Source organism: Serratia marcescens subsp. marcescens ATCC 13880 (genome assembly GCF_017299535.1).
GTDB lineage: Bacteria > Pseudomonadota > Gammaproteobacteria > Enterobacterales > Enterobacteriaceae > Serratia > Serratia marcescens.
Window position 1 is genome coordinate 2,033,192 of sequence record NZ_CP071238.1, and the last position, 23,363, is coordinate 2,056,554.

Consider the following 23,363-nt stretch of genomic DNA (forward strand, 5'->3'; position numbering starts at 1 on the left):
CTTCTTCTTCGCATTTTTTTTGCTATCCATTCCCTTACTCATGATGGCCTCTCGTTACCTATGATTGGGTGGCTTGCTCAGTCATTAACCGCCTAAAGCCGGCAGGATGCAAGCGACAAAGTGCGAATTGCATTTAACCTGCTGTTTACACATGAGATTTTGTTTTAGGATGACCGGGTGATAAAAATAATTATTATGTTATAATATTACACTTTCAATGTTCGGAGAACGCAATGACTGTGATGGCATTACCGGATGCGCAGCAACTGCTGGCCATGCCGGATTCTGATTATATGAACTCGGTTCAACGGGCGTTTTTCCGTCAGCTGCTGCAGGATGAGCGGCAAAAGCTGCTGCTGCACATCGATGAGCTGAAAAAAGAGATCGACGGCGGCGAAGCGACGGGCGATGAGGCCGATAAGGCGGCGCGCGAAGAGGATCTGCGCCTGTTGTTCCGCCAGCTGGATCGCGAAAGCCGCCTGTTGCCGAAAATCGATGCGGCGCTGGCGCGCTTGCAGAACGGCGAATACGGCTACTGCCGGGAAACCGGCGAACCCATCGGGCTGGCGCGCCTGCTGCTGCGCCCGACGGCGGAACTGAGCATCGAGGCGAAAACCGCACAGGAGATGCGCGAGCCGCATATGCGTAAAGGCGGGTAAGGTCTCAGCCGCCGAGCGTATCCACCAACAGATCGAGAAAGCGCCTGACGCGGGGTTCCAGCAGGCGCTTATTCGGATAGAGCGCCACAATCCTGACTTCTTCACCCGCCACGGCGCGCAACACCTGCCGCAGACGGCCGGCGGCCAAATCTTCCGCAATCATAAACTCCGGCAGATACGCGATGCCCAACCCGGATAGAGCGGCGTCGCGTAACGCTTCCCCACTGTCCAGCCGCAGGCGGCCGCGAACCGGGGCCTTGACCCATTCGCCGCGCTCGTCGCGCAGCCGCCAGGGCTGTTTTTGGTTGCGGCTGCTGAACAGCAGAGCCTCGTGCCCGGCGAGCGACTCGACGGTTTGGGGTTCGCCACGGGCGGCGAGGTAGGCGGGGGAGGCGCACAGCAGGGCGCGATACCTGGCGAGGGTTCTTGACACCAGCCGGGTATCCGGCGCCGTGACGCCAATCCGCACCGCCAAATCAAATCCTTCTTCCACGATATCCGCCAGGCGATCGGAAAAACTGATCTCCACCTGCACCTCAGGCCAGGCGACGAGAAATTTCGGCACCAGCGGCAACAGGATCCGTCTGCCGAAGGCGGCGGGAGCGGTCAGCCGCAGCACCCCGCGTGCGGTGCCTTTGTCGCCGGCCACGCTGGCCTCGGCGTCGTCGACCGAAGCGAGGATCTGCAGACCGCGCCGATAAAACTCTCGCCCCTCGTCGGTCAGGCCAAGCGAACGCGTGGTGCGATGCAACAGCCGCACGCTCAGCCGCTGCTCCAGACGCGCGATGGCCTTGCCCGCCGCCGAGCGCGATAGCCCCATCGTCTGTCCGCCGGCGACAAAACTGCCGGCGTCGACGACGGCCATGAAAACCTGAATGTCATTGAGATTCGCCCGCAGCATGCCGCCCCCCTGAGAGCCGGTGATAAGATAATTAATTTAACATATTCAATTAATTAACTGCATAGTCAATGTCGTTTCAGTGACGACATTCATTCGCCAATCAAACGATTATAGTCGTCATGGAAACGATAAACGGTTGGAGAAGCAGCATGAAAAACGGCATCACGCACTACCATCACGGGGTCATTTGGGAAGAGGAGAATGGCGTGTCCCAAGGCGTTCGCGTCAAAGACACCCTCTACATTTCGGGGCAGTTTTCCCATGATATGCAGGGTGAGTTTATCGGCGCGGGCGATATCGAACGGCAAACCCAACAGACGTTGGACAACCTGGATCGGGTATTGGCGGGATTCGGCGCCGAACGTTCGAACCTGGTGTATGTGGAGATCTACCTGACCGACGTACAGGCGCACGTTGAACCGTGCATTGCGTTGTTCAAGCGCTATGTCGGCGATCACCGGCCCGCCGGTTCGCTGATCGGCGTCACCGGGCTGGCTTCGCCCGAGCAGTTGGTGGAGATCAGTGCGATCGCGCACCTCAACTGATCGGGCCTGTGGGCATTTTACAGGCAGGTCGTTGTGATTTTGAGCAAACGCGCGCCGAGTTCTCGGCGCGCGTTCGAGTTTTCGGGTTTTACCGTTGACCTGCCGGGCGGCTTCCGCTTTGATGAAAGCATGACTCACAGAGAGACGGAAAGCGCCATGGAACAATTACGAGGTTTGTACCCGCCGTTAGCGGCATACGACAGCGGTTGGCTGGATACTGGGGATGGCCACCGGATCTACTGGGAGCTGAGCGGTAACCCGAACGGTAAACCGGCGGTATTCATTCACGGCGGGCCGGGCGGCGGCATCTCCCCGCATCATCGTCAGCTGTTCGATCCCGAACGCTACAAGGTGCTGCTGTTCGATCAGCGCGGTTGCGGCCGCTCCCGTCCGCATGCCAGCCTGGACAACAACACCACCTGGCATTTGGTAGCCGATATCGAGCGGCTGCGCGAAATGGCCGGCGTCGATCAATGGTTGGTGTTCGGCGGTTCCTGGGGATCGACGCTGGCGCTCGCTTATGCGCAAACGCACCCGGAGCGCGTCAGTGAGATGGTGCTGCGCGGCATCTTCACCCTGCGTAAGCAGGAGCTGCATTGGTATTACCAGGACGGCGCTTCGCGCTTCTTCCCGGAAAAATGGGAGCGCGTGCTGTCCATCCTATCGGATGACGAGCGTAAAGACGTGATCGCCGCCTACCGGCAGCGGCTGACCTCGGCCGATCCGCAGGTGCAGCTTGAAGCGGCCAAACTTTGGAGCGTGTGGGAAGGGGAGACGGTCACGCTGTTGCCGAGCCGCGAATCCGCTTCGTTCGGCGAGGATGATTTCGCGCTGGCGTTCGCCCGCATTGAAAACCACTACTTCACCCATCTGGGCTTCCTGGAAAGCGACGATCAACTGCTGCGCAACGTGCCGCTGATCCGCCATATTCCGGCGGTGATCGTCCACGGCCGCTATGACATGGCCTGCCAGGTGCAGAACGCCTGGGACCTGGCCAAGGCCTGGCCGGAGGCGGAGCTGCATATCGTGGAAGGGGCGGGGCATTCGTATGATGAGCCGGGCATTTTGCACCAGCTGATGATCGCCACCGACCGGTTTGCCGGCAAGTGACGCAAAAAACCCGCCGTAACGGCGGGTTTTTCTATTTAGCCTTCGGTTCGTACGGCAGGCGCGAAAACTTGTGGGATTCCGCGCGGTAGTGCGCCACGCGCTCGCGAAAATAGTCGCGCAGCGCTTCCGGTTGCTCGCGCTCCACCACTTCCGGGATCACCGGCATGTTGTAGCGCTCTTTATACGCCACGCCTGAGGCGGCGAGATCCACATTCACCCTGTCCATCTCTTCTTTGGACAGCTCGGCCAGATTGTAACCCACGCTATGCTCCTTACTTACTTTGCCGCATTGAATCTGCGCAGAAGGTAATCCACCCGGCGGCGCTTGGCAAGCCCATTACGCCGTTGTCGGGAGCGATATTTATCCAGCAGTAATGCAATCTATTTATTCTTTTAAATAAGAATGATTCGCTTTTTGATTAAAATAAAAGATGAAAATAATTATCATGTGAATTCTCAATGCAGGTGAAATATTTTAATTTATTGATATTTATAGTTTTTATAATTAATGTGATTTGAGTGTAAATAAGGTGTTTTTATTTTTACGGCAGCAGGGCATAATGCGCGGAAATTAAATTCATGACCTGCAAAATAAAAGGAATCATTATGCTGACGCAAGAAATGACTCAAAAGCTGAATGAGCAACTGAATCTGGAGTTCTACTCCGCCAACCTGTATCTGCAGATGAGCGCATGGTGCAGCGATAAAGGCTTTGAAGGCGCCGCCGCATTTCTTAAGGAGCATTCTCAGGAAGAGATGCAGCATATGCAACGTTTATTCGACTATCTGAGCGACACCGGCTCTCTGCCGCTGCTGGGCACCATCGCCGCGCCGCCGGTAGCGTTCGAATCGCTGGCGGACGTGTTCCAGCAGACCTACGAACACGAACAGCTGATCACTCGTCAGATCAACGAACTGGCGCACGCCGCCATGACCGCACACGATTACTCCACCTTCAACTTCCTGCAGTGGTACGTGGCGGAGCAGCATGAAGAAGAGAAACTGTTCAAATCCGTGCTGGACAAGCTGGCGCTGGTGGGCACCAGCGGCAAGGGCCTGTTCTTCATCGACAAAGATCTGAAGAAAATGGGCGCGATGGGCCAGGGCGGCAACGACCAGGCCTGATCTGCATCAGAACATCGAAAAAACCGCGCGCGGGCGAGCCTGACGCGCGGTTTTTTTTTACCCTGCGTTTATCGCGGTTATGCGGCGATACGTGCTGCCGGATCGCAAAATGCCAGTGATGCGCTCGACTTGCCGCAGCGTGGTCGTTATGATTTACCGCGATACGCTACAGGGATGGTAGAGTCAAAACAGCGGGTTAGCCGATACAACCCGTTTTCTGTTTACCCGTGGCGCAATCATTGCGGTGGGTTGGGGCCGCTGATACATCGCCTTGGCTGTGGCCTTAACCCTTATGACCCTCTTTATATTGTTAAGGGATACCACTGTGATCGGTAAAATTCGTTCCTCCTGTCGCCTGCTTTCCACCGTTTTCGTTCTGTTCGTCGGCCTGTCTTCGCAGCAAGCGCTGGCGCACGCCCACCTGAAAGTGGAAACGCCGAAGGCCGACGCCAGCGTCAGCCCGGCGCCGAAGGCGCTGACCCTCAGCTTCTCCGAAGGCATCGAACCAAACTTCAGCGGCGTGAAAATCACCGGCCCGGACAACGCCGTGGTGAAAACCGGCAAGCTGCAGCTCGATCCGAACAACAACACCCAGGTCAACGTGCCGATCGAAAGCGAGCTGAGCGCGGGCAAATACAACGTCAGCTGGCATGTGGTGTCGGTCGACGGGCATAAAACCAAAGGCCAGTACAGCTTCACCGTAAACTGATCGTGACTCTGGCGACCCTGTTCGTTCTGTGTCGCTTGGTGCACTTTGCGGCGGTGATGCTGATGTTCGGCATCAGTCTGTTCACCGCCTTATTGTCACCGCAGCGCCTCTCCCCGATCCTCTCCCGCGATGTGCGTCCGCTGCTGCTTGCCGGCACCTGGATTGCCGGGCTTTCCGCCGTGGCGCTGCTGGCCATTCAGGCCGGGCAGATGGGCGACGGTTGGGAAGACGCCTGGCGGCTGGAGGTCTGGTGGGCGGTGCTCGGCACCACCTTCGGCGAAGTGTGGCGCTGGCATCTGGGCCTGTCGCTGCTGGCGATCCTGAGCCTGCTGCTGCCGGAACGGCCGCGCGCACAGGCGTTGGCGCTGTGCTCGGCGCTGCTGCTGGTGAGCCTGGCGTTTATCGGCCACGCGGCGATGCATGAAGGCGCGTTGGGCGCGCTGCACCGCGCCAACCATGCGGTGCACCTGCTGGCCGCCGGTTACTGGTTCGGCAGCCTGGCGCCGCTGCTGGTTTGCCTGCGTTACCTGCCTCCGCCGCAGTGGCGCAGCGACGCCATCACCACGCTGATCCGTTTCTCGCGCTGGGGGCACCTGGCGGTGGCGGCGGTGATCGTCACCGGCATCGTCAACAGCCTGATCATTCTCGGCGGTTGGCCGCTCAACCTCAGCTCGCCTTATCAGCGCCTGCTGCTGATCAAAACCGCGCTGGTGGCGCTGATGGTGATGGTGGCGCTGGCCAATCGCTACGCCATCGTGCCGGCGATGAGCCGCGTACCGGCGCTGGCGCAGCGCGGCGTGGTGCTGGCCTGCTGGCTCGAAGTCGGGTTGGGGATGGCGGTGCTGCTGCTGGTCAGTTTATTTGCAACCTATGCGCCGGTATGACATTTCAGCTTGCCGCAACCGGGCAAGCTGCGGGAAAATCGGCGCGAATAGCAACCTTAAGGCCATCACATGAAATCGGTATTACTCGGCATTACGCTGCTGGCAACCGCGACCGGCGCGCTGGCGGCAGACAAATTGGTGAACATCACCAAACTGGAGTACGGCAAACAGTGGGCGTTCACCAAGGAAGAAGTGACGCTGCAGTGCCGCAGCGGCGGCGCGCTGTTCGTGCTCAATAACAGCACCCTGATGCAATACCCGCTCAACGACGCGGCGGAGCAGCAGGTGAAGAAGGGCCATCAGCGCGCGCAGCCGCTGGAGGTGATCCTGCTGGACGACCCTGCCGAACCGGGGAAAAAAATGAGCATGGCGCCGTTTATCGAGCGCGCCGAGAAGCTGTGCGCTGACTAACCGCTTGTTTGCCAACGCCTTGCCCAGCGTGCGCAGATTGATGCGCATTTGCCGCATAGTTATTTCGTCACGAAACTATCACGCGGCCGCCGGGCGGCTGGCAAAACTGGCGCGGTAGGCTACTCTTAAAGTGCACGGCTGAACAAGCCCTGCATTAAATGCCAACTTTTAGCGCACGGCTCTCTCCCAAGAGCCATTTCCCTAGACCGAATATAGGAATCGTATTCGGTCTTTTTTTGTGTGATTGATTTATAAGGAAATTCCACTTAAAGCGCCAATAAATTTCTGGTTTCTCTTTCCCGTCGTCACATTTCAACCCGATCTCCGGCTCCACACACCCACCGCACCTATCGCTAATTTAGCCGCACCAAAAGTCATTACGTCATCTATGGCGCTGATAAGCTTCGGCCATTGCTCCCATCAACGGTTTAACGAGAGTGTCATTATGGGAAATATCCCGGCATCAGGCGCTATAAAAGGTAACCCGCAGTGAACGAGCAACTGAATCAATTAAAGATGATGTTGCCCGGCTATCTCGAGGCGTGGCGTGAGGGGGCCTTACCCTCTGACTGGGGGCAGGTGGCTAATCCTGAAGTGGTTGCCGCCCTGTTGGCGGAGTGGGAGGCGCTAAGCGAGTTGGCGTCTCGGTTCGAAACCGCCACTGAAGCTCCCTCCGAACCGGCCGCGTTTTGGCAGGCGCGCGCCGAGCTGATGGCGCAGCGCAATCGTGAACTGATGGCTCAACTGGCGACGCCAATCCGTTTGCCCAGCGCACGGGTGGCCTTTTTTGGCTATGTGAAAACGGCCGTGATGGACGCCAGGCAGGTTAAAGCGGCGATTCGCGATGCCGGTTTTATCGTTGCGGGCGGCGCCTCCAACGAGAACACGGCTTAACGCGGTTTCTTCTCAAATTTCTCGGCAAAAAAGAACCGCAGCAATTTATGGATCCACAGCAGGATGGCGCCGACCACCACCAGAGAGACGACGAAATGCGACAGATTTTTAGGCGCGGCATAGCCGTGGGTAAAGGAGACCCCCGCGCCGCTGAGCAGCAGGGTGGCGATCCAGAAGCCGAGCAGCAGGCATAAGGTACGAAACAGTTTAAACATGGTTATCACCAAAAATACGGAAAGCGCCGACCGAACGGAGAGGCTCAGCCGGAGCTTTGATTAATTAAAACCGCTTAGCGCGAACAGGTATTGCCGCCTTTACTGCTATTGTTATTGCAGTTGCTGCCGCTGTTTTTGTTGCCGCCTTTCCCCATGCCGACGTTGCCGCCGCCTTTGCTGCCTTCCTTGAAGCAGCCGCCGTTGAGCGCGCCCACCGCCAGGCCGCCAAGGCCGCCCAGAGAGCCGGTGATCACGCCGTTAACGCAATCCGGCGAGGTGTGCTTGCCGTAGAATCCCTGATTGGATGACCCGCCCCCGTTCTTGTTGCCGCCGTTGTTGTTGACGCGGCCATTGCTGCCGCGGTTGTCGGCAAAGTTACCGGCGCCGGCGATCAGGTGAAAGTGTTTGGCATCGATCTCTTGCATAAAATTCCCTCTTTATCGATTCAGTTAAATTCAGTAAAGCTTGCGCAAGCCAGCTGTTTTTAACAGAAAAAATAGCGGGGGTAATTACCGGTTCGGATAAGAACAGGGGGTTTATTTTGCGATATTTTCCAGTCTGATAGGGCACAGAGGAATGATATTTTGGATGTGTGGATCCGCATCGCTATCCGTTCTCTTGAGCCGGTTAATTTGTTAGCATGGCGCCCCTGGATGACTATTGGTGCAGTACATTGAAAATTAAAGCGTTGTTATTTGTTGCGCTGGCCGCGCTGGCCGGCTGCAGCCAGGAGGGAACCTCGATGAATCAGCCCGCAAACGAGAAAGGCGGCCAAACGGAAGTGTTGCTGGTGAACAGCGCGCTGGTGGACTGCGTGGGCGTCGGCCCGATGAAGTGCATGCAGGTGCGCCGCTCCGCGCAGCAGCCGTGGGAGTTGTTCTATACAGGCATCGAGGGCTTCATTTTCGAACCGGGCTATCAGTATCGATTGAAAGTGCGCGTCACTCCGGTGGAGAACGTGCCGGCCGACGCCTCATCGCTGCGTTACACGCTGATTGAGCAGTTGGAAAAGAACAAGGCGTGACTCTCGACTGGCCGGGTAATCGCAACCCGGCCTGCCATGATTATCCCTTTGCCATCATGACATGTCTCGGCGGCGGGCTTTCCGACTGGTCTGTTCACTGCGCTTGTTTTCGCACTTTCTTAAGTATATTGAGAAAATCAGGTATATTGTCCTTCGGTTTTTAGCTACCAAGAAAAAATTACTATGATTATCAAACCTAAAATTCGTGGTTTTATCTGCACCACCGCTCACCCGGCAGGCTGTGAAGCCAACGTCCGTGAGCAAATCGCCTACGTTAAGTCGCGCGGCGAACTGAAAAACGGGCCTAAAAAGGTGCTGGTCATTGGTGCTTCCACCGGTTACGGTCTGGCCTCGCGCATCAATGCCGCTTTCGGCAGCGGTGCGGCCACCATCGGCGTATTTTTCGAGAAGCCTGGCAGCGAAGGCAAAACCGGTTCCGCCGGTTGGTACAACTCCGCCGGTTTCGACAAGGCAGCTAAAGAAGAAGGCCTGTACGCGAAAAGCATCAACGGCGACGCATTCTCCAACGAGTGCCGTCAGACCGTGATCGATCTGATCAAAAAAGACCTGGGCCAGGTTGACCTGGTGGTTTACTCGCTGGCTTCGCCGGTGCGTAAGATGCCGGAAACCGGCGAAGTGGTGCGTTCCGCACTGAAGCCGATCGGCGAGCCATACAAATCCGTCGCACTGGACACCAACAAAGACGTGCTGGTTGAAGCCGTGGTCGAGCCGGCCAACGAGCAAGAAATCGCCGACACCGTGAAGGTGATGGGCGGCCAAGACTGGCAGCTGTGGATGGACGCGCTGGACGAAGCGGGCGTGCTGGCGGATAACGCGCAGTCGGTCGCTTACTCCTACATCGGTACCGATCTAACCTGGCCAATTTACTGGCACGGCACGCTGGGCAAGGCGAAAGAAGATCTGGATCGCGCGGCGCACGCCATCAACCAGAAGCTGCAGGCCAAAGGCGGCGCGGCTTACGTTGCGGTGCTCAAGTCGGTAGTGACTCAGGCTTCCTCCGCCATTCCGGTGATGCCGCTGTATATCTCCATCGTGTTCAAAATCATGAAGGAACAGGGCATTCACGAAGGCTGCATCGAGCAGATCCAGCGTCTGTTCGCCACCAAGCTGTACAGCGGCGCGGCGCCGGACACCGACGAGAAGCACCGTCTGCGTCTGGATGACTGGGAACTGCGCGACGAAGTGCAGGAAACCTGTCGTGAAATCTGGCGGCAGCTGAACGACAACAACATCAACGAACTGACGGATTACCAGGGCTACAAGGCGGAATTCCTGCGCCTGTTCGGCTTCGGTCTGCAGGGCGTTGACTACGACGCCGATCTGAGCGGCGAAGCCAATTTCGATGTGATCGAGCTGGTCTAAGCGCGTCGAGCGGTCAAACAAGGTCGGGTTAGCCCGGCCTTTTTTATTGCCTGCGAATTATCGGCTGGCTAAGCGAAAATGTTTATTTCGGGTTAACAGAGGAACCGAGTGGTTAACATCGGCGGTCGGAAGGTGAAATAACGGCGGTTATTAAACTAAAGAAAGTCATTTTTTATTTACCCTTGCCGCCGGCTGCGGTTATTTTATTTCCTTTAAGGAGAAAACTATGACATGGCGTTATTGTGCCACGGTATCGTTGTTTTTGTTGAGCGGCTGCGGCGCGATCCAGCCGACGTCGACGTCCCCAGACTGGTCTCAGCCCCAGCCGGCCACGCGGGAACAGCGGCAACGCATCATGGCGGGTGAGTCTGCCTCGTCGGTATTGCATGAAGGGAATATCGGTATTGGCGGCACGTTAGATGGGTCGAAAATATTCGATCGTTAAACCGCTAAATATATTCAGCCAAATTAATGCGCGCATTCTGCCGATATTGTCGGAGGGTTTACCTTTCCTGCGTTATTCTGCCGTGGCTTGACCATTCATTGCGTTAGCAGACAATTCGTTTTCCTTATAGGGAACCGCCGGTTTATTTCGGCGTAATCAAAGGAGTTGCCCATGACGAAGAACATGGCCGCGATCTTTCTCTTGCTGTTGCCGCCGCTAAGCCAAAGCGCCGGCGCAGCGCGCTACGACAGGCCGTGCGAAGGGGTGTCGCCGGTGCTGTTTCAAAAGCGCCTGAAAGCGCTGGCGCAGGATCTGCGGCAGGAAATAAGCGAGGAAGCGCCGCCGACGGAGCGCGATGCGGAAGAGCTGGCGCGGTTGGCGGAGTGCGCTATCGAGCCCGGCAAGGCGCCCGTCACCGGCGGGCAGCGCGTCTCCCGTTCAGAGGAAAAGCCGACGGCATCGCCGAACGGTTGCTGAGCCGGCGTGTGCGCAGAGTCAAGCGATGTAATGTAAAAGGAGTCATTGATGAAAAGGATCGTGTTGGCCGGCGTGGCCTTGTGTTGTTCCAGCTTCGCGCAGGCGCGGGTGGATCTGGAATACCATGCGGCGGCGCCGAAGGACAGTAAGGTCACCGAGGAGTACCAGAAAAAGCGCGACGCATTGCGCCACAAGGTGTGGAATGTCGATAACCTGACGCTGGCCAACGAGCAGGCGATTGCACGCGAACAGCAGCGCGAAGCCGCTGAGACCGCCGAGCGGCAGCAGCGGAATCTGGAACAGCAGCAGAAAAAGCAGCGCTGCCTGCGGAGACACTCGAAAGATCCTCACCCCGAGGCGAAGTGTTACAGGCACAACTTCTAACCTTCAACGTCCGGGCGCTTTCTGCGCCCGACGTCGTTTAGGCCGGGCGGCAATGCTCTTTCAGCATGGCGATCGCGTCCGGCTTCAGCTGATACAGATAGACCGGTCGGCCGGTGGCGCCGTACAGAATACGGGTGCCGAGGATACCGCTCTCCGCCAGATAGATGAGGTACTTGCGGCAGGACACTCGCGAAATGCCAATGGCGTTGGCCAGGTTGTCGGTGGAGAATTCGCTGTCGTGCTCCTGTTCGATCCACTCGCACACCGTGCTCAGGGTGATGCTGGTCAGGCCCTTCGGCAGCTTTTTGCTCTCCTGGCCGCCGGGCTGGCGGCGCAGCAAGCTGTCGACGTCGGCCTGCGAAAACTCGCGCTGCGCCAAGAGCTGGGACTGTTGCCGGTAGTGGCTCAGCGCCTCCTTAAAGCGGCTGAACTGGAACGGTTTGATCAGATAATCCACCACGCCGTAGTGCAGCGCTTTTTGCACCGTGTTCACGTCGCTGGCGGAGGAGATGATGATCACATCGGTCTTCTCGCCGAGTTCACGCAGGCCGGGCAGCAGATCCAGCCCGTTCTCCTGCTGCATGTAGATATCCAGCAACACCAGATCGATGCTGACGCTGGCATCGGCCAGCAGGGCGCGCGCCTGGCTCAGAGTGGCGACCGTCGCCTGGCAGTGAAAACCACCGACCTGGCTCAGATAGTATTTGTTCAGCTCCGCCACCATCGGGTCGTCGTCGACAATCAGTACGTTAATCATGGGCTCTGCTCTTGGCCTGATAGGGAAGGTGCACGAAAAATTGGGTCAGCTCGCCCGGTTCGGATTCGAAATCGATGCTGCCGCCCAGTTTCTCCAGATGGCTGCGGATCAGCGCCAGGCCGATGCCGCGTCCCGTTCCCTTGGTGGAAAATCCGTGTTCGAAGATGCGCGCGCCGATCGCCGGATCGATGCCGGGGCCGTCGTCGCTGACGATACAGTGTAATTGATCGTCGTGATGATGGAAGCTCAGGCCGATCTCGTGGCCCTCAACGCCGTCGATGGCGTCGATGGCGTTTTCGATCAGGTTGCCGAGCACGCTGATCAGCACGTGGGTGGTCTCCGCATCGTCGGTTTCCGGCAGCAGGCTGGTTTCCTCAATGGTCAGTTCGATGCCGGCCTCGTGGGCGCGGCTGATCTTGCCGATGAAGAAGCCCGCCACTTCCGGCGAATGGATCTTGCGCAGCAGCGCGCCGATCTCTTCCTGGTAGTTGCTGGCGGTGTTGATGATGTAGTTTTCCAACTGTTGATAGGCCTTCATGTGCAGCATGCCGAGTATCACATGCAGCTTGTTCATAAATTCGTGCGACTGCACCCGCAGGGCGTCGGCGTAGTGCGCCATGCCGCTCAGCCGCTGCAGCAGGCGGCTGACTTCGGTTTTGTCGCGGAAGGTGGCGATGGCGCCGGTCACCTGGCCGTTGACGATCACCGGCACGGTATTGGTCAGCAGTTCGCTGCCGTTGAAGCTGATCTGTCGATCGCGCAGCGGTTCGCCGCTGGCCAGCACCTCCGCCAGATGCAGCTGCGCCGGCCAATGCTTGCTGGCGGCTTCCAGCAGCAGGTTTTCCACCGGCCCGCTCTGGCGCAGCAGGCGCTTGGCTTCGTCATTGACGATGGTGATGCGAGATTCATTATCGACCGCGATCACGCCTTCTTTAATCGACTGCAGCATGGCGTTGCGCTGTTCGAACAGGTTGGAGATTTCGTAGGGCTCGAAACCCAGCATGATGCGTTTGAGCGCAGAGACCAGGAAAAAGGTGCCCAGGCTTCCGACCAGCGCGGCGAAGGCGATGGTCCAATAGATGATCCAACGGCTCTCCGCCACCACCCGCTGCACGGTGTCCAGCGCGATGCCGAGCGCCACCACGCCGATTTGTTTTTTCTGATCGTCATACACCGGCACGAACACCCGCAGCGCCGGGGCCAGCGTGCCGCGGTTGATGGCGCTGTTGACGTTGCCTTGCAGCGCGGGCGCCAGATCGTCGCCGATAAAATGCTTGCCGATCAGCCAGGGTTTAGGGTGCGAATAGCGGATGCCCCGCATATCCACCACCACCACGAACAACAGCTCGTTTTGATGGCGCACCTGCTCGGCGAAGCGCTGAATGGCGCCGCTTTGATCGCGCCGCTGCAAGCCGTCGATCACGGTGTTGGAGAGCGCCAGCGTGTTGGCGACGGCGATGGCTTTTTGCTGCAGCTGATCTTGCCCCTCGCGGCTCATCTGCACGAAAAACAGCGCGAACACCACCAGCAGCACCGAAGCGATGATGGCGGACACCATCAGCGTGATGGAGGTGCTCAGCTTGAGCGGCACCCGTTGTTTTGGCATGGCGGTTCTCCGAATGGCGATATCACGGCGTATTCTAGCGAGGAATGCGGCAAGCTGCAGTTACCGGCAGCAGGTTATAGCATGCTGCCGGGGGAGCGGGGGGTTATTTTAGTTACAAAAGCGGGTTACTGCTGGTGGTAGATCTCCAGCGCCTGTTGGCCGCTGGCGCCCTGATGGATGATCGCCATCAGGGCGCGCACCACCTGCGACGGGTTGCTGTGTTGATAGACGTTGCGGCCATAGACCATGCCGGAGGCGCCCTGCGCCATCAGCGCGGCGGATTTCTCCAGCACCGGGCCCAGCTCACCCTTGCCGCCGCCGCGCACCAGCGTCGGGCAGCGCGCCGCTTCCACCACGCGGTGGAAATCTTCCACCCGATCGGTCGGATCGGCCTTGATGATGTCGGCGCCCAGCTCGCGCGCCAGCCGCACCAGCGGCACGATCTTCTCCACGTCACCCAGCGATCCGTAGGCGGCGCCCTGGCCGGCCGGGGCCATCACCAGCGGTTCGATCATCAGCGGCATGGCGTAGCGGTCGCAGGCGTGGCGCAGGCGGCCGATGTTCTCTACGCATTGGCGGAAAATGCCGGGTTCATCCGGGATCATATACAGGTTGACCACCACCGCGGCGGCGTCCATTTGCAGCGCGGCCAGGATCGGCGCTTCCGGATTGTGCAACACCGCCCACATCTCACGGTGGCGCGCGGCGTTATAGGCGTTGCCGACGTCGGTGCGCAGCACCAGCGCCGGCTTTTCGCGCTGCGGCGCGCGCTGCAGCAGATCCGCCTGGCCGTAGTTGACCTGAATGGCGTCGGGGCGCGCGGCGATCAGGTTGCCCATCACCCGTTCGATATCTTCCAGGCCGATTAAGAAATCCGGTTCGTTGGCGATGCCGTGATCGATCGCCACGTCCAGGCACTTGCCGTTGTTGAACAGGCGGTTCATCCGCACCTTACTGCTGAGCTGCATGTCAGGTCCTCCTGAGATAGGGATATGTCCATTATTGCCGAGTAAGGATGGTCGGGAAACGCGGAAACCGCAAACTGCGCGCCCGCTCGCAGTTTTTGCCGGCGCACGAAAGGGGAACGCTCGCGGGCGGCTTTCATTTCATTTGTTAGATCCATGTCATGTTTTTGTTAATAAGCCATTCCAAAACGCATGTTTCGCTTGTTTGGGTTAAAAAGTTTCAATAATCTAAATTATGAAATAAACATTTAAAAAAGCGGCGAGGACGCGGCTTTCTCCTCCAGGGGTTTATTTCAATTGATTGTTTTTAATCTGTTTTGAGATATCGATCACCATTTTGTTCACGGCCTTAATACGGCGATAACGCGGTAATTTCGCCGTATCAAAGGGATAACACCGACCGTATTGTTGTTTGAATGTAAAAAATATTTTTCATTAGCTGTCAACCAACAGACCTCTTCATTCTAACGATTAAAGGGTAACGAACATGAAGCTGAAGAAACTGATCGCCGCCTCGGTACTGATGTGCATGCTGCCGGCCAGCGTGTTGGCGAAAGACATCAAGATCGGCGTTTCCATGGCTTACTTCGATGACAACTTCCTCACCATTCTGCGCCAGTCGATGCAAAGCAAAATGAAAGCCGACGGCAACGTCAGCGGCCAGTTCGAAGACGCCAAGGGCGACATCGCGCAGCAAATTCAACAAATCGAAAACTTCGTCAGCCAGGGCGTCGACGCCATCATCCTCAACCCGGTGGATACCCAGGGCGTCAAGCCGATGATCAAACTGGCCGAGAACGCCAAGATCCCGCTGGTGTTCGTCAACCGCAAGCCGGAAGTGGCGCTGCCGGCCGGCATGGCCTACGTCGGATCCGACTCCAAGCTGGCCGGCAAACTGCAGATGGAAGCGCTGGCCAAGCTGATGAACGGCAAGGGCAACGTGATGATCCTGATGGGCGAGCTGTCGAGCGAAGCCACGCGCGACCGCACCCGCGGCGTGGAAGAAGTGGCGGCCAACTATCCCGGCATCAAAATAGTCGACAAGCAAACCGCCAAGTTCTTCCGCAAAGAGGCGGTGGACGTCACCACCGACTGGATTTTGTCCGGCCAGCAGATCGACGCCATCGCCTCCAACAACGACGAAATGGCCATCGGCGCTATTTTGGCGCTGAAGCAAGCCAAAAAACCCGGCGTGCTGGTGGCCGGCGTTGACGGCACGCCGGACGCGCTGGAGTTCATCAAAAAGGGCGATCTGGCGCTGAGCGTGTTCCAGGACGCCAAAGGCCAGGGCGAGGGCGCGGTGCAGACCGCCGTTCAGCTGGTGAAAGGCGAAAAAGTGGAAAGCAACGTGTTGATCCCTTACCAGCTGATCACTCAGGCCAATTACCAGCAATTCGCCGATAAAAACAAGAAATAAGCCTTGAAGCCCGCCGCGGGCGCCGGTGTGGGGCGAGCGCGGCGGAAAACGTGGGTCAGTGCGGAGGTAAGCGGTATGTACCCTTATGTTCTTGAGGCCGAAGGCATCAGCAAGCAGTTCCCCGGCGTCAAAGCGCTGGATAAGGTCTCGATTAAAATCAAACCCGGCAGCGTGCATGCGCTGATGGGAGAAAACGGCGCGGGCAAATCGACGCTGATGAAATGCCTGATCGGCATCTACCACCCGGATGAAGGCTCGATAAAAATCAAAGGTCGGCCGGTCACCTTCAGCGACACGCTGCAGGCGCTGCATTCGGGCATTTCCATGATCCACCAGGAGCTGAACCTGGTGCCTTACATGACGGTGGCGGAAAACATCTGGCTGGGGCGCGAGCCGGCGCGGTTGGGGTTCGTCAACCACGAACAGCTGAACGAGAACACCCGCGAGCTGCTGGCGCGGCTGAACATCAAACTGCAGCCGGACACGCTGGTGGGTGATCTGAGCATCGCCAACCAGCAGATGGTGGAGATCGCCAAGGCGGTGTCCTACAACGCCGACGTCTTGATCATGGACGAACCGACCTCGGCGCTGACCGAAGGTGAAGTGGTGCATCTGTTCGCCATCATCCGCGAACTGCGCGAGCAGGGCAAAGGCATCATCTATATCAGCCACAAGATGGACGAGATCTTCGCCATCACCGACGAAGTGAGCATTTTCCGCGACGGCACCTTCATCGCCTGCGACAAAACCGAAAACCTGACCAAACAGTCGCTGATCACCATGATGGTGGGGCGCGAACTGACGCAGATGTTCCCCAAATTCAACAACAATATCGGCGAGGAAGTGCTGCGGGTAGCGGGGCTGCGCCGCAGCGGCTGGTTCCATGACGTGTCGTTCAGCGTCAAACGCGGCGAGATCCTCGGCGTCGCCGGGCTGGTGGGCGCCGGGCGCAGCGAAGTGATGGAAAGCCTGTTCGGCATGCACCCGGCGGACGGCGGCGAGATCTTTATCGAAGGCCAGGCGGTGAAGGTCGATTCCCCGGCGAAGGCGATCGAGAGCGGGCTGGCGTTTCTCACCGAAGACCGCAAGAAATCCGGCCTGTTTCTGGTGCTGTCGGTGGTCGAGAACATGAGCATCGTCAACCTGTCGGAATACATCGGCAAGAACGGTTTCGTCAGCCACGTGCAGATGGCCAAAGACTGCATGGATCAGATCAAAAAACTCAACATCAAAACGCCGACCATGGATCAGATCATCAATAACCTCAGCGGCGGCAACCAACAGAAGGTGCTGATCGCGCGCTGGCTGCTGGCGCAGCCGAAAATTCTGATCCTCGACGAACCGACGCGCGGCATCGACGTGGGGGCGAAAGCGGAAATCTACCGCCTGATCAGCGAGCTGGCCAACCGCGGCGTCGCCATCATTTTGGTCTCCTCCGAGCTGCCGGAGATCCTCGGCATGAGCGACCGGGTGATGGTGATGCACGGCGGCCGCATCACCGGCATTTTGGACAAAGACGACGCGGACCAGGAGAAGATCCTGGCGCTGGCCTCAGAATAACGAAGGGTGAACATCATGAGTAACGTAAAGATTGAGAAGCCGCTCTCCGCCGATTCAACGGGCAAGGGAACGCTGTTCTCCGGGCTGAGCGGCAAAATGCCGAAGGATACCGGCATCTTCATCGTGATGATCGGCATCGCGCTGATCTTCGAAATCCTCGGCTGGTACATGCGCGATCAGTCGTTCCTGCTGAACCCGAACCGCCTGCTGCTGATCGTGCTGCAGGTGGCGATCATCGGCATCATCGCGGTGGGCGTCACCCAGGTGATCATCACCACCGGCATCGATCTCTCCTCCGGTTCGCTGATTGCGCTGACCGCGGTGGTGGCGGCCAGCCTGGCGCAGACCTCGGACAGCATTTCGCCGATGTACCCGGGGCTGCTCGATCTGCCGGCGGCGATCCCGATCGGCGCGGGGATTGGGGTGGGCATTGTCTGCGGCTTTATCAACGGCTTCCTGATCACCCGCACCGGCATTCCGCCGTTCATCGCCACGCTGGGGATGATGGTATCGGCGCGCGGTCTGGCGCAGTACTACACCAAGGGCAATCCGGTCAGCTTCCTGTCGGACGGCTTCACGTCAATCGGCCAGGGCGCGATGCCGGTGATCATCTTCCTGGTGATTGCGGTGATCTTCCATATCGCGCTCAAACACACCCGCTACGGCAAATACATCTACGCCATCGGCGGCAATATGACCTCGGCGCGGGTGTCCGGCATCAACGTCAACAAATATCTGGTGACGGTTTACACCATCGCCGGCGGGTTGGCGGGACTGGCGGGCGTGGTGCTGGCGGCGCGCGTCAGCAGCGGCCAGTCGAGCATGGGGATGTCGTACGAGCTGGACGCCATCGCCGCGGCGGTGATCGGCGGCAGCAGCCTGATGGGCGGCGTCGGGCGCATCACCGGCACGCTGATCGGCGCGGTGATCCTCGGCCTTATCAAAAGCGGTTTCACCTTTATCGGCGTCGATTCTTACATTCAGGACATCATCAAAGGCGTGATTATCGTCGCCGCCGTGTCGATCGACATGCGTCGCAACCGCAAAAAACACTGATTGCCGTGAATTGCCGCCGGCGCCAAGGTTGGCCGGCGGCGTTTTTTTACCGGGGGGCACATCATGAATTACCTGAAAGGGCTGTGGCTGGCGGTGGCGCTGTGTGCGTCCACCCCGGCATGGGCGCAAACCATCGGCGTATCGATGGCCTATTTCGACCAGAACTTCCTCACCATTATCCGCCAGGCGATCGACAAGGAGGCCAAGGCGCGCGGCATTACCGTGCAGTTCGAGGACGCGCGCGGCGACGTCGGCCGCCAGACCGATCAGGTGCAGAGTTTTATCAGCGCCGGGGTGGACGCGATTATCGTCGATCCGGTCAACTCGGCCAGCACGCCGGTAATGACCAAAATGGTGCAGGCCGCCGGCGTGCCGCTGGTGTACGTGAACCGCACGCCGGGCGACGCCAAACTGCCGCAGGGCGTGGTGTTCGTCGGCTCCGACGAGCGGGAATCCGGCACGCTGCAGATGGAAGAGTTGGCGCGGCTGGCCAACTATCAGGGCAACGTGGCGGTGATGATCGGCAACCTGACCGACGCCGGCGCGCTGCAGCGCACCAAAGACGTGGAGCAGGTGGTGGCCAGGTACCCGAAAATGAAGGTGGTGCAGAAGCAGAGCGCCAACTATTCACGCAGTGAAGGCATGGATCTGATGATGAACTGGCTGACCAACGGCGAAGCGATCGACATCGTCGCCGCCAACAACGACGAGATGGCGATCGGCGCGATCATGGCGCTGCAGCAGGCGGGCAAGGCGGACAAGAAAGTGCTGATCGGCGGCATCGACGCCACGCCCGACGGCCTCAAGGCGCTGGCCTCCGGCAAGATGCAGGTCACGGTGTTCCAGGACGCGGTCGGCCAGGGCAAGGCCTCGGTCGATGTGGCGCAGCGCATGATCAACGGTGAAAAGCTCGAGCCGTATTACTGGATCCCGTTCGAGCTGGTGACGCCGGCCAATCAGGGAAAATACGCGGCCAGGCCGTGAGTTAACCGCCAGGTTCGCGTTGCCGGGGCGCTGCTTGCAGCGCCTTTTTTATTGGCGTCAGTTACATGTCCGCTTGCGGCCAGCGCGGCGCGGGATCTTGCCTCACACTGAGGATCTTTAAACCGCGTGAGGATGAGCGATGAATGCATTAAACGGCAAGGTGGCGGTGATCGGCGGCGCCAGTTCGGGGATCGGCAAAGCGGCGGCGCTGCTGTTCGCCCGGCAGGGGGCAGCGCTGGTGTTGGGCGCCCGGCGCGCGCCGCTGTTGGCCGAGTTGGTGGAGGACATTCGGCGCGAGGGCGGCCGAGCATTGGCGGTGGTGGGTGACGTGCGCGACGAAGCCTTCGCCGAACGGCTGACGGCGACGGCGGTCGACGAATTCGGCGGGCTGGATATCGCCTTCAACAACGCCGGCACCTTGGGGCCGCTGGGGCCGTCGCTGGCGCTCAGCGCGTCAGAATGGCGCGAGGTGCTGGAAACCAACCTGTCCAGCGCCTATTACGGCGCCAAGCATCAAATTCCCGCCATGCTGGCGCGCGGCGCGGGCTCGGTGATTTTCACCTCCACGTTCGTCGGCCACACCGCGGCGTTTCCCGGCACGGCAGCCTATGCGGCCGGCAAATCGGGGCTGATCGGCCTGACGCAGGCGCTGGCGGTGGAGTTTGGCGGGCGCGGCATTCGGGTGAACGCGCTGCTGCCGGGGGGCACCGACACGGCGATGGGCCGGCAGATGAGCAATACCCCGGAGGCGCTGGCGCAGGTGGCCGATCTGCACGCGCTGAAGCGGCTGGCGATGCCGGAGGAGATCGCGCAGGCGGCGCTGTATCTGGCGTCTGACGCTTCCTCATTCGTCACCGGCACCGCGATGCTGGTGGACGGCGGCGTGTCCATTCAGCGCGGCTGAGGTTGGCATGGCCCGTGGCCTGGCGCCACGGGCATACGGGAGAGATTTACCAGCCTTTGACGGCGTCACCTTTGTAGATGTCGGCGGCGCTGGCCGCCACTTCATCAGTCTGGTAGGCCTTGACCAGATCCTTCACTTTCTCGCTGTCTTTGTTGTCGATGCGGCTGGCGAAGATGTTGACGTAAGGCGAGTTTTTGTCTTCGACAAACAGCCCGTCCTTGGCCGGCGACAGGCCAATCTGGCTGGAATAGTTGGTGTTGATGATCGCCAGCGTCACCTGTTGGTCGTCCAGCGCGCGCGGCAGTTGCGGCGCTTCAACCTCGACGATCTTCAGCTTTTTCGGGTTGCTGACGATATCCAGCGCGGTCGGCAGCAGGCCGACGCCGTCTTTCAGGGTAATCAGCCCCTGTTTTTGCAACAGCAGCAGCGAACGGCCCAGGTTGGTCGGATCGTTAGGCACCGCCACCTGCGCGCCGTCCGGCAACTGGCTGAGTGCGGTTATCTTCTTCGAATACCCGGCGATCGGGTAGACGAAGGTATTGCCCACCGCCGCCAGCTTGTAGCCACGTTCCTGCATCTGCTTGTCCAGGTAAGGCTTGTGCTGGAAGGCGTTGACGTCCAGATCGCCATTGTTCAGCGCTTCGTTCGGCAGCACGTAATCGTTGAAGGTCACCACCTCCACGTCCAGATCGTATTTTTGCTTGGCGACCTTCTGCACCACCGCCCACAGCGACTGATCGATGCCGGCGCTGATGCCGACCTTGATGTGGTGCTCGTCCTGTGCGGTCGGGCCGCAGGCGGTCAGCAGCAGCGTGCCGGCGGCGGCCAGCGCCAACGTGAGGTTTTTCAGCGTAAATGTCATTTTCCCAGGGTCCTTGTCAACATTGCCTGCTAATTTTGGCGGGCAGAATAGTGGCAGTGACTGTAGGTAATCGCTGGGCTAAAACAAAATACTGATTCACTATGACTCATAGCGATTAGCTATGAGCGGCCGCTGCCCGGCGCGGTGCGGATTGTTTTGACGGCGAATCGGCGGGCTTATTATGATAGCCGTTGGCCCGTAAGGGCAGACTGGGTACTGAAACGAAGGAATAGACAATGCGATTGAACACTTGGAGCAAGGCGCTGCTGCCGCTGGTGGTGTTGGCCTGCGTCTCGGCGACTCAGGTTCGGGCGGCGGAGAGCGATACCGGGCCGATCCCTAAACAACTGCTGGGCAACTGGCGCGTCAGCAAAATTGTGCCGACTCAAACCACCGGCTGCTGGGATCAGCAACAGGCGCAGAGCCTGATCGGCGGCAAAATCAGCTATAAGGCGGATGCGTTCAGCTGGAACGACACGGCGCTGAAAAGCGAAGGGGCGACCGTCAGCACCGTAGAAGCGCAGGAGTTTGTCGAGGACAATGCCGGCAGCAGCTCCTATATCGATTTCCCGATGCTGGGCATCAGCACGCCGTCGGTCGAGCGTGTGGCCATTCAGCACGCGGATACCGTCATCAAAGGCATCACCGATCAGGGCACTGATGGGGTGCCCGGCGATAACGTGCTGGTGAAAGACGCCAACACGCTGATCCTGTCGTTGTGCAACGTCTGGTTTGAGGCGCAGCGCGAGAAATAATTTCTGCCTTCAGCCCCGGCAACGGGGCTTTCCCACCGCATCACCTCCCGCCATGAGCGCCATTTCTGAACTAAAATTAATCATAACGATATGACCCCGGCGTGATATCGGAGCCTCGGCTCAACCGAGTCCATGACAGGAGGCGCTATGTGTTACCACCATATTGTCATCGCCACCGATCTGAGCGATGACGGCAAACGGCTGGTCGAAAAGGGGGCGTTGCTGGCGGAGGCGCTGCAGGCCAAACTCTCGCTGATCTATGTGGACGTCCACTACGACACCTACCACGCGGCGATCGGCTTTTCGGAACGCAGCTATGACGGCGTGCCGTTCGAAGAGAAGATCCGCAAAGAGCTGGAACCCACCACGCAAAACGTCAATTACCCGATCGCGGAAGTGATTATCGGGCGCGGCGGCTTCGTTGACGAACTGCGCACGGCGGTCGTGGACAAGAACATCGATCTGTTGGTGTTCGGCCATCACCACGATCTGTGGAGCAACCTGTTTTCCTCTACCCGCAACGCCATCAACCAACTGAATATCGACGTGCTGGTGATCCCGATCCGTTCATAAGCGCGATCATGCCTCGTCCATTCACTCCGCGCTGCGGCGCGGAGTCTCTTTTGCAGCAAAAAATGCCGTGCTCGGTTGCATAATACATAAGTGAATACTAATGTGTTTATATGAACGAAAATGACATCTTCAAGGCGTTGGCCGATCCGACCCGCCGCCGCATCTTCGACAAACTCGCTGTCGCCAGCATGAACGCCAGTGCGTTGCGCGAAGGGCTGCCCATCAGCCAGTCGGCGATGTCACAACACCTGGCGGTGCTGCGTAACGCCGGACTGGTACGCGAGACGAAGCAGGGGCGCTGCGTCAATTACCAGGTCGACCCGGAAGGGCTGGCGCAGATCGCCCAGTGGCTGGCGAAGTACCGCGCCTACTGGCCGGCGCGCATCGACGCGCTGCAAACCTTGCTGAAGGACATGGATCAATGAACAAACAGGCTGAGCGGCCGCCGCGCGACCGGCTGGTGTTGGAGTATGCGCTCGAGGCGCCGCCGGAAAAAGTGTGGCGGGCGCTCAGCGTTCCCGAATTGCGCGAGCAATGGCTGCCGACGGGGGATCTGGCGCAGGCTGAACCGTTGGCCGCCACGCCGGGCGAGGCGGTGAGCTATCGCCTGCGCGACGACCAACCGCCGTTTCTCGAAAGCGTCGTCACCCTGCAGATCGTGCCGGACGCCGGCGGCGGCAGCCTGCTGCGGATTATCCACCAGCTCGACGCCGCCAACGATGGCCCGCCGACGGTGATGCGCGCCGCCTGACGCGTTA

The 23,363-nt window shown here is 59.1% G+C and carries 30 protein-coding genes; 22 read left to right on the forward strand and 8 right to left on the reverse strand.

What is annotated here, in order from left to right:
- Positions 1 to 233: 233 nt before the first annotated feature.
- Entirely contained in the window at positions 234 to 659 is a 426-nt protein-coding gene (dksA, locus tag J0F90_RS09730; RefSeq protein ID WP_004928840.1) for an RNA polymerase-binding protein DksA, read from the forward strand.
- Positions 660 to 663: 4 nt separating this feature from the next.
- Here dksA and J0F90_RS09735 read toward each other — a convergent pair whose 3' ends face one another.
- Complete coding sequence (locus tag J0F90_RS09735) at positions 664 to 1,560, reverse strand: LysR family transcriptional regulator (RefSeq protein WP_004928843.1); 897 nt, start codon at positions 1,558 to 1,560, stop codon at positions 664 to 666.
- 149 nt (positions 1,561 to 1,709) lie between these two features.
- Between J0F90_RS09735 and J0F90_RS09740 the strand changes: the two genes are divergently transcribed.
- Positions 1,710 to 2,105: a RidA family protein gene (locus J0F90_RS09740; protein ID WP_033640666.1), complete on the forward strand. Its 396-nt coding sequence runs from the start codon at positions 1,710 to 1,712 to the stop codon at positions 2,103 to 2,105.
- Positions 2,106 to 2,261: 156 nt separating this feature from the next.
- A complete protein-coding gene (gene pip, locus J0F90_RS09745; protein ID WP_033641435.1) occupies positions 2,262 to 3,215 on the forward strand; it encodes a prolyl aminopeptidase in 954 nt (317 codons plus the stop codon).
- 31 nt (positions 3,216 to 3,246) lie between these two features.
- On the opposite strand, the gene J0F90_RS09750 is transcribed toward pip, so the two are convergent.
- Positions 3,247 to 3,477, reverse strand: coding sequence for a DNA polymerase III subunit theta (locus J0F90_RS09750; RefSeq protein ID WP_016928156.1), 231 nt, complete (start codon positions 3,475 to 3,477; stop codon positions 3,247 to 3,249).
- Between the two features lie 344 nt (positions 3,478 to 3,821).
- Here J0F90_RS09750 and ftnA point away from each other — a divergent pair, with 344 nt between their 5' ends.
- The 5 genes from ftnA (at position 3,822) to J0F90_RS09775 (ending at position 7,238) form a co-directional block, all read left to right on the forward strand.
- On the forward strand, positions 3,822 to 4,340 hold the full coding sequence (gene ftnA, locus J0F90_RS09755) for a non-heme ferritin (protein WP_015377481.1): 519 nt from the start codon (positions 3,822 to 3,824) through the stop codon (positions 4,338 to 4,340).
- 292 nt (positions 4,341 to 4,632) lie between these two features.
- Positions 4,633 to 5,049 (forward strand): CopC domain-containing protein YobA, encoded by a 417-nt coding sequence (gene yobA / locus J0F90_RS09760; protein ID WP_042706245.1) that lies wholly within the window; start codon positions 4,633 to 4,635, stop codon positions 5,047 to 5,049.
- Positions 5,050 to 5,051: 2 nt separating this feature from the next.
- The gene (copD, locus tag J0F90_RS09765; RefSeq protein ID WP_033640664.1) at positions 5,052 to 5,933 is read left to right on the forward strand and encodes a copper homeostasis membrane protein CopD; all 882 of its coding nucleotides are present in this window, start codon (positions 5,052 to 5,054) and stop codon (positions 5,931 to 5,933) included.
- Positions 5,934 to 6,002: 69 nt separating this feature from the next.
- On the forward strand, positions 6,003 to 6,344 hold the full coding sequence (locus J0F90_RS09770) for a YebY family protein (protein ID WP_004940890.1): 342 nt from the start codon (positions 6,003 to 6,005) through the stop codon (positions 6,342 to 6,344).
- Positions 6,345 to 6,833: 489 nt separating this feature from the next.
- A complete protein-coding gene (locus tag J0F90_RS09775) occupies positions 6,834 to 7,238 on the forward strand; it encodes a hypothetical protein (protein ID WP_033640663.1) in 405 nt (134 codons plus the stop codon).
- Here the strand turns inward: J0F90_RS09775 and J0F90_RS09780 are convergent.
- Together J0F90_RS09780 and J0F90_RS09785 are read right to left on the reverse strand one after the other, a co-directional pair.
- Complete coding sequence (locus J0F90_RS09780) at positions 7,235 to 7,453, reverse strand: hypothetical protein (protein ID WP_033640661.1); 219 nt, start codon at positions 7,451 to 7,453, stop codon at positions 7,235 to 7,237. The two genes, J0F90_RS09775 and J0F90_RS09780, sit on opposite strands and share 4 nt — an antisense overlap.
- Before the next feature lie 74 nt (positions 7,454 to 7,527).
- Positions 7,528 to 7,878, reverse strand: coding sequence for a hypothetical protein (locus J0F90_RS09785; RefSeq protein WP_033640660.1), 351 nt, complete (start codon positions 7,876 to 7,878; stop codon positions 7,528 to 7,530).
- Positions 7,879 to 8,126: 248 nt separating this feature from the next.
- On the opposite strand from J0F90_RS09785, the gene J0F90_RS09790 reads away from it, so the two are divergent.
- The 5 genes from J0F90_RS09790 to J0F90_RS09810 all read left to right on the forward strand — a co-directional run bounded on the left by J0F90_RS09790 (position 8,127) and on the right by J0F90_RS09810 (position 11,166).
- Positions 8,127 to 8,477, forward strand: coding sequence for a DUF4377 domain-containing protein (locus tag J0F90_RS09790; protein ID WP_033640658.1), 351 nt, complete (start codon positions 8,127 to 8,129; stop codon positions 8,475 to 8,477).
- A 183-nt stretch (positions 8,478 to 8,660) separates the two neighbouring features.
- Entirely contained in the window at positions 8,661 to 9,860 is a 1,200-nt protein-coding gene (fabV, locus tag J0F90_RS09795) for an enoyl-ACP reductase FabV (protein WP_016928134.1), read from the forward strand.
- A 226-nt stretch (positions 9,861 to 10,086) separates the two neighbouring features.
- On the forward strand, positions 10,087 to 10,305 hold the full coding sequence (locus tag J0F90_RS09800; protein ID WP_033640657.1) for a hypothetical protein: 219 nt from the start codon (positions 10,087 to 10,089) through the stop codon (positions 10,303 to 10,305).
- Between the two features lie 171 nt (positions 10,306 to 10,476).
- Positions 10,477 to 10,782: a hypothetical protein gene (locus tag J0F90_RS09805; RefSeq protein ID WP_016928132.1), complete on the forward strand. Its 306-nt coding sequence runs from the start codon at positions 10,477 to 10,479 to the stop codon at positions 10,780 to 10,782.
- Positions 10,783 to 10,830: 48 nt separating this feature from the next.
- A complete protein-coding gene (locus J0F90_RS09810) occupies positions 10,831 to 11,166 on the forward strand; it encodes a hypothetical protein (protein WP_016928131.1) in 336 nt (111 codons plus the stop codon).
- A 37-nt stretch (positions 11,167 to 11,203) separates the two neighbouring features.
- Here J0F90_RS09810 and dcuR read toward each other — a convergent pair whose 3' ends face one another.
- From dcuR to J0F90_RS09825, 3 genes are all read right to left on the reverse strand, one after another.
- Positions 11,204 to 11,923 (reverse strand): two-component system response regulator DcuR, encoded by a 720-nt coding sequence (dcuR, locus tag J0F90_RS09815; protein WP_033640656.1) that lies wholly within the window; start codon positions 11,921 to 11,923, stop codon positions 11,204 to 11,206.
- Positions 11,916 to 13,529: a sensor histidine kinase gene (locus tag J0F90_RS09820; protein WP_033640654.1), complete on the reverse strand. Its 1,614-nt coding sequence runs from the start codon at positions 13,527 to 13,529 to the stop codon at positions 11,916 to 11,918. The genes dcuR and J0F90_RS09820 overlap by 8 nt, the downstream gene beginning before the upstream one ends.
- Positions 13,530 to 13,654: 125 nt before the next feature.
- Positions 13,655 to 14,497: a class I fructose-bisphosphate aldolase gene (locus J0F90_RS09825; protein ID WP_033640653.1), complete on the reverse strand. Its 843-nt coding sequence runs from the start codon at positions 14,495 to 14,497 to the stop codon at positions 13,655 to 13,657.
- 484 nt (positions 14,498 to 14,981) lie between these two features.
- Here J0F90_RS09825 and J0F90_RS09830 point away from each other — a divergent pair, with 484 nt between their 5' ends.
- The 5 genes from J0F90_RS09830 to J0F90_RS09850 all read left to right on the forward strand — a co-directional run bounded on the left by J0F90_RS09830 (position 14,982) and on the right by J0F90_RS09850 (position 20,415).
- Positions 14,982 to 15,911, forward strand: coding sequence for a sugar ABC transporter substrate-binding protein (locus tag J0F90_RS09830; protein WP_033640652.1), 930 nt, complete (start codon positions 14,982 to 14,984; stop codon positions 15,909 to 15,911).
- Positions 15,912 to 15,986: 75 nt separating this feature from the next.
- Positions 15,987 to 17,471 (forward strand): sugar ABC transporter ATP-binding protein, encoded by a 1,485-nt coding sequence (locus J0F90_RS09835; protein WP_033640651.1) that lies wholly within the window; start codon positions 15,987 to 15,989, stop codon positions 17,469 to 17,471.
- A gap of 15 nt (positions 17,472 to 17,486) precedes the next feature.
- Complete coding sequence (locus J0F90_RS09840; protein WP_025160279.1) at positions 17,487 to 18,527, forward strand: ABC transporter permease; 1,041 nt, start codon at positions 17,487 to 17,489, stop codon at positions 18,525 to 18,527.
- A gap of 63 nt (positions 18,528 to 18,590) precedes the next feature.
- Entirely contained in the window at positions 18,591 to 19,511 is a 921-nt protein-coding gene (locus tag J0F90_RS09845) for a sugar ABC transporter substrate-binding protein (RefSeq protein ID WP_033640650.1), read from the forward strand.
- A 139-nt stretch (positions 19,512 to 19,650) separates the two neighbouring features.
- Positions 19,651 to 20,415, forward strand: a complete 765-nt coding sequence (locus J0F90_RS09850) for an SDR family oxidoreductase (protein WP_033640649.1) — start codon at positions 19,651 to 19,653, stop codon at positions 20,413 to 20,415.
- 46 nt (positions 20,416 to 20,461) lie between these two features.
- Here the strand turns inward: J0F90_RS09850 and metQ are convergent, their stop codons facing one another.
- Complete coding sequence (gene metQ / locus J0F90_RS09855; RefSeq protein ID WP_033640648.1) at positions 20,462 to 21,277, reverse strand: methionine ABC transporter substrate-binding lipoprotein MetQ; 816 nt, start codon at positions 21,275 to 21,277, stop codon at positions 20,462 to 20,464.
- A gap of 236 nt (positions 21,278 to 21,513) precedes the next feature.
- On the opposite strand from metQ, the gene J0F90_RS09860 reads away from it, so the two are divergent.
- From J0F90_RS09860 to J0F90_RS09875, 4 genes are all read left to right on the forward strand, one after another.
- On the forward strand, positions 21,514 to 22,032 hold the full coding sequence (locus J0F90_RS09860) for a hypothetical protein (protein ID WP_016928122.1): 519 nt from the start codon (positions 21,514 to 21,516) through the stop codon (positions 22,030 to 22,032).
- A 147-nt stretch (positions 22,033 to 22,179) separates the two neighbouring features.
- The gene (locus J0F90_RS09865) at positions 22,180 to 22,605 is read left to right on the forward strand and encodes a universal stress protein (RefSeq protein ID WP_015377548.1); all 426 of its coding nucleotides are present in this window, start codon (positions 22,180 to 22,182) and stop codon (positions 22,603 to 22,605) included.
- A 110-nt stretch (positions 22,606 to 22,715) separates the two neighbouring features.
- A complete protein-coding gene (locus J0F90_RS09870) occupies positions 22,716 to 23,030 on the forward strand; it encodes an ArsR/SmtB family transcription factor (protein ID WP_016928121.1) in 315 nt (104 codons plus the stop codon).
- Positions 23,027 to 23,356: an SRPBCC family protein gene (locus J0F90_RS09875; protein WP_033640647.1), complete on the forward strand. Its 330-nt coding sequence runs from the start codon at positions 23,027 to 23,029 to the stop codon at positions 23,354 to 23,356. Before J0F90_RS09870 ends, J0F90_RS09875 begins: the two co-directional genes overlap by 4 nt.
- Positions 23,357 to 23,363: the final 7 nt, after the last annotated feature.